The sequence below is a fragment of the Microcoleus sp. S1D4 genome (assembly GCF_036700765.1).
Classification (GTDB): domain Bacteria; phylum Cyanobacteriota; class Cyanobacteriia; order Cyanobacteriales; family Microcoleaceae; genus Microcoleus.
This window is the reverse complement of record NZ_JAUBPP010000025.1, coordinates 10,374-15,898: the sequence shown is the minus strand read 5'-3', so window position 1 is coordinate 15,898 and position 5,525 is coordinate 10,374. Positions and strand designations below refer to the sequence as shown.

Here is a 5,525-nt window from a genome sequence, read left to right as displayed (position 1 = left end):
TTTCAATTATCCACTAAAAACTCTAGCTGACGCACCCTACTAATTAAATGATTTGGTGTGGAAATATGCCACAAACCGGAAAACCGATCCGTCCGTTGATAGGTGGGTATGTTAAATTGACACAATTATGAACTACAGCAGAACAATTCCGGCTATTTTGAGTGCTACGATCGCCCTAAGCTCGATCGCCCTGATTCCACTCACATCACCTCAAATCGCCCTAGGCTTAACCGCCGACGCAGTAAAAACCGTCGCCAAACAAATTACCGTCCGCATCCAAGGGCCAAAAGGCGGTTCTGGAGTAATTTTAGAGAAACAAGGTAGCACATACTATATCCTCACAAACTGGCACGTTGTCGATAAAGCAGGGGATTACGAAGTTGTAACACCCGATGGTGTAGCTCACTCTGTATACTACAGCCTCGTGCGGCGAGTGCCGGGGATGGACTTAGCCGTAGTGCCCTTCAGCAGCCCTCAAACCTACCGCCTCGCTCAATTAGCCAATTCCGCAGCAACCAAGGGAAACAAAGCCTATGTAGCCGGCTGGCCTGCATCCGGCGGTTCCCTGAGACAGCCGATTTTCATCGCCACCGAAGGTCAGCTTACCGGCCGCCAAACTCCCTGGAACGGTTATACTTTGGTATACAATAACTTAGTGAGAGCGGGGATGAGCGGCGGGCCCGTACTCGACGATGCGGGGCGAGTTGTGGCAATTAACGGCATTGTCAGGTTAGAGGAAAATTCGGATAAAATCGTGGCGGCGGGGATAGAAATCAATACTTTCATGAAATGGCGATCGGCTGTTTCGCTGCCGGTAGTTCCCCAATCTCCCACAGCCGGAAACCCGAAAACTCCTGTTAATAATGCGCCTCGGAAGCCTGGAAGCGCGATCGCCTTTGTCGCCACAAATAGCCTCAAAGGATCTTCAGAAGTTGTGAGTTCCCTTGCCCTAGCTTCAGCTTATTTTACTACAGGAAATAGCAACGGCACAATCTCAGTTTGGAATTTTTCCGAGGGGCAATTAAAAACTACCCTGCAAGGACACACAGAAGCCATAAATTCACTCGCAGCTAGTGCGGACGGAAAAGTGTTAGCTAGCGGCAGCGACGACAAAACTGTAAAAATTTGGAATTTAGAAACAGGCGCGGTTGTACGCACTTTGAGCGGGCATTCCGGTGCTGTTTCCAGCGTTGCCCTCAGTCCCGACGGCTTGTTTGTCGCGAGTGGCAGTTGGGATAAAACCGTGAAGATTTGGAATGCCAAAACTGGGGAATTGCTGCGGACTTTAACCGGGCATTCTGGACTGGTGAATGCTGTAGCGATTAGCCCGGACAGCAAAATTTTAGCTAGCGGCGGTAAAGACGGTTCAATTAGGTTGTGGAATTTAGCAACAGGTCAAGCAATTCGCACGATTGCTGGCAAAAATTTGTCTGTTTTGTCCCTAGTTTTTACTCCCGATGGGAAAACTTTGGCTGCGGGAAACAGTAACGGGACAATTGGGTTGTGGAATGTCGGAAACGGGCAGTTAATTCGGCGCTTAAGCGGGCATACTGATGGGGTTTGGTCGCTGGCTATCAGTCGGGATGGGAGTATACTGGTTAGCGGGAGTTGGGATAAGAGCGTGAAATTGTGGGATGTGCGATCGGGCGAATTGAAAGGTAATTTGAGCGGACATTCGGGCTATGTTACGGCTGTGGGAATTAGTGCAGATGCTAAGACGATTGTGAGTGCGGGTTGGTTGGGGGAAATTAAGATTTGGAAAAGGGGAAATTGAGCGGGCGATCGAATGTGCTACGATTAAATGAGAGCGTCATTGAATAACAAAAGTAGTCACCCAAACTGTCTAATCAAAAGGTGAAAAATGAGTACCTTAACAACTAAATTACCTACAGACACCTGGGTGGTAGCAACATGGGAAGAATTCATCGCAATGGCAGATGACCCAGCTTACAATAAAGCCAAATGCTACTACCGCAACGGACAAATGAGGATTGAAACTATGTCAGTAGGGCCAGATCATTCACGAGATAATGCGATCGCACTTTTCGCAATTAACCTATTTTGTACTATCAAAGGTATCTCTCTTAACGGATTGGATAACTGTAGCTACAGGAAAACAGGAGTGCGAGAGTGTCAACCGGATGTATCATACTATATCGGAGAAAGAGCGCAATTAGCACCGAGGGGAACTTTGATCGCAAGTCTTGACGTTACCCCACCGCCAGATTTAGTCATAGAAGTTGCTGACTCTACTTGGGCTGATGATATTGGTGAAAAACGGTTGCTTTACGAAGAGCTAAAAGTCGGTGAATATTGGGTACTAGACGTGCAAAAATCCGAAATTATTGCCTTTGCTATTATTGCTGATAATGGCAGTCGGCGGATTGTGCGATCGGAAGTTTTGCCGGGATTAACTATTGATTTGTTGGAAGAGGCTTTGCGGCGGAGTCGCACTCAAGATCAAGCACAAGTAGGAAATTGGCTGTTAACTCAATTTCAGCAACCATAATTCCTGCTTTCTTCCTCCTCTCTTCCTTCGCGCCCTTTGCGCCTTCGCGGTTCGTCAAAAAAATCCCATTCATCAAAGCGTAATTTTGTCAACCCCCGCTTTACACTTGCTTAACAATCAACAACAAAAATATATTTTGACCGACTTGTATAAAAAACAATTAACTGCACGAAACAGGATTCTAAAACGAAATATATAGGGTTTCAAGCTTTATTTTATCAATTGACATACGTAGCCAAGATTTTTAAATTGATAATACCACGCAAACGACCTAAATTCGTCAGTTAAATGAGAATGAAATCAATAAAAGACCGAACTCTACAGCCCAAAAAATAGTAATTGTTTTAAACTTTAAAACTTAAGTGAGAGAAGTATTGCTTAAACTTATAAAATTGCAAAAGCAATCTCAGCCTTAGCTGGACAGAGACAACGGCAGCCCTAAACTCGTCGTGCGTTTCTCTGGTACGATCGCCACTTATGATAGATTTGGTTACGGTCGGACTACACTAAAAGACAAAATCAAATTAAAATTTGCGCCATAAATTCGATCGACCCCCACTGTTCGCGTGCTAAGACGCACAGCGCACAAGCGGTTGAGTCACATCTAAAATCTAAAATCTAAAATCGACTGGCTTCGGAAAAATGATTGAAGTAGAACACTTAAGCAAGGATTACGGTTCGACCGCAGCGATCGCGGACGTGTCCTTCTCGGTCGAATCAGGAGAAATTCTCGGTTTTTTGGGGCCCAACGGCGCAGGAAAAACCACAACCATGCGGATTTTGTCGGGATATTTGCCCGCATCCAGCGGTACTGCCCGCATCGCCGGCCTCGACGTACACGAAAACTCGATGGAAGTCAGACAGCGCATCGGCTATCTGCCGGAAAACCCGCCGCTTTATCCAGAAATGACTGTGGAAGGGTTTCTGTTTTTTGTGGCCAGGATTAAGCAAGTACCGGCGGGCGATCGCGCGCAACGAGTCACATCCGCGATCGAGCGCTGCGGCCTGGTTGATAAACGCAAAGTTTTAATCCGCAAACTTTCTAAAGGATTTCGGCAACGTGTCGGTATCGCCCAGGCGATCGTCCACGACCCGCCAGTGATTATCTTAGACGAACCAACCGTCGGCCTAGACCCCCGCCAAATCATCGAAGTCCGCAATCTCATCAAAAGCCTCGGCGGCCAGCACACAATCATCCTTTCCACCCACATTCTGCCGGAAGTCAGCATGACTTGCAACCGCGTCACCATCATCAATCGCGGTAAAATCGTCGCTGCGGGTACTCCCGAAAATTTGATGGGAGAGTTGGCCACCGGAGAAGGTTACGAAGTGGAAGTTGAAGGTGAGGCGGATTTGTTGAACAGTCTGCTGTTGCCTTCTTTGGAAAATGTGCAGGGAGTTCGATCGGTCGAATTAATCCGCAAGCAGCAATTTGTAGCAGGTCGTTACCACCTGCGGGCCTTGTGCGAATCGGACATAGAACCCGGACGAGAAATTGCCACAGCTATTATCGCCTCTGGATTCGGACTCTGCGAGATGCGCCGCAATCAAGCTACTCTCGAAGATGTGTTCTTAAGGCTGACAGCAGCCCAAAATAAACCGGAAGAAACTCTTGTTCACAGCGAACCGGAGGTCGATAGAAATCTGCAAGCGACAGAAATTCAAGACTCGATCGCCGATGTTCATCAATCGGAACCGCAACCAATTGTGGAAAATCTACCAGTTTCAGATAGGCTAGAGTCGCTCTATGATTCTTATTCAGCATCCGAACCTGTAGAAACAGTAGAGTCGATCGCACATCCCGAACCAGAACCGATTGTCGAAACAACAGAGTCGATCGAGCTTTCTCCGCCTGAATCCCAGCCAATTGTCGAAACAACAGAGTCGATCGAACATCCTCAGCCTGAATCCCAGCCAGTTGTCGAAACAGTAGAGTCGATCGAACATCCCGAACCAGAACCGATTCTCGAAACAACAGAGTCGATCGCACATCCCGAACCAGAACCGATTCTCGAAACAACAGAGTCGATAAAAGGGAAGCATCTCAGTTTGGGTGTCACAGGAACCCCAGCATCTGACTCGCTACAGACATCTAAACTAGCAAGCAGAATGCTCACTTTTGTGAAAAATATTTTTCACAAAAGTGAGATACTCCCGATAGAACCTTCTCCACCAGCACCAGTTGGCGAAAATCTAGAAGTTGTAGAAACAGAAGAGTCGATCGCACTTTCTCAACCAGAACCGACTGTCGAGTCGATCGAGCTTTCTCAACCAGAACCGACTGTCGAGTCGATCGAGCTTTCTCAACCAGAACCGATTGTCGAGTCGATCGAGCTTTCTCAACCAGAACCGATTGTCGAAAATCTGGCAATTGTCGAAATCGTAGAGTCGATCGCACATCCCGAACCAGAACCGATTGTCGAAAATCTGGCAATTGTCGAAATCGTAGAGTCGATCGCACATCCCGAACCAGAACCGATTGTCGCAATTGTCGAGTCGATCGCACATCCCGAACCAGAACCGATTGTCGCAATTGTCGAGTCGATCGAGTATTCCGAACCAGAACCGATTGTCGAGTCGATCGAGCTTTCTCAACCAGAACCAATTGTCGAAACAACAGAGTCTCTCGCATTTTCTCAACCAGAACCGATTTTTGAAACAATAGAGATAATCAACGATTTAGAACCTGAAGTGCAATCAGTAGCACATTTTCTGGAACTTGTAGAAAGACAAGAATCTAGAGCCAATTTTCAACCAGAACCGATTGTCGAAAATCTCGAAATTCCACAAATCGTAGAGTCGAGAGAAATTTCTCAGCCAGAACCGATTGTCGAAAATCTCGAAATTCCACAAATCGTAGAATCTAGACAACCTTCTCAGCCAGAACCGATTGTCGAAAATCTCGAAATTCCACAAATCGTAGAATCTAGACAACCTTCTCAACCAGAACCGATTGTCGAAAATCTCGAAATTCCACAAATCGTAGAGTCGAGAGAAATTTCTCAGCCAGAACCGA

Annotated in this window: 2 protein-coding genes and 1 pseudogene; all 3 read left to right on the top strand. The window is 46.8% G+C overall.

Going from position 1 to position 5,525, the window contains the following annotated elements:
* Positions 1–127 precede the first annotated feature (127 nt).
* A complete protein-coding gene (locus QT998_RS22175) occupies positions 128–1,774 on the top strand; it encodes a trypsin-like peptidase domain-containing protein (RefSeq protein WP_333117852.1) in 1,647 nt (548 codons plus the stop codon).
* An 87-nt stretch (positions 1,775–1,861) separates the two neighbouring features.
* On the top strand, positions 1,862–2,509 hold the full coding sequence (locus tag QT998_RS22170) for a Uma2 family endonuclease (RefSeq protein ID WP_333117851.1): 648 nt from the start codon (positions 1,862–1,864) through the stop codon (positions 2,507–2,509).
* Positions 2,510–3,151: 642 nt separating this feature from the next.
* Positions 3,152–4,222: pseudogene (locus QT998_RS22165) on the top strand (ABC transporter ATP-binding protein); the annotation flags it as partial.
* Positions 4,223–5,525: the final 1,303 nt, after the last annotated feature.

Coding starts and splice junctions, on each gene's coding strand:
- QT998_RS22175 (WP_333117852.1), top strand. CDS start 128: ATGAACTACAGCAGAACAATTCCGGCTATTTTGAGTGCTACGATCGCC.
- QT998_RS22170 (WP_333117851.1), top strand. CDS start 1,862: ATGAGTACCTTAACAACTAAATTACCTACAGACACCTGGGTGGTAGCA.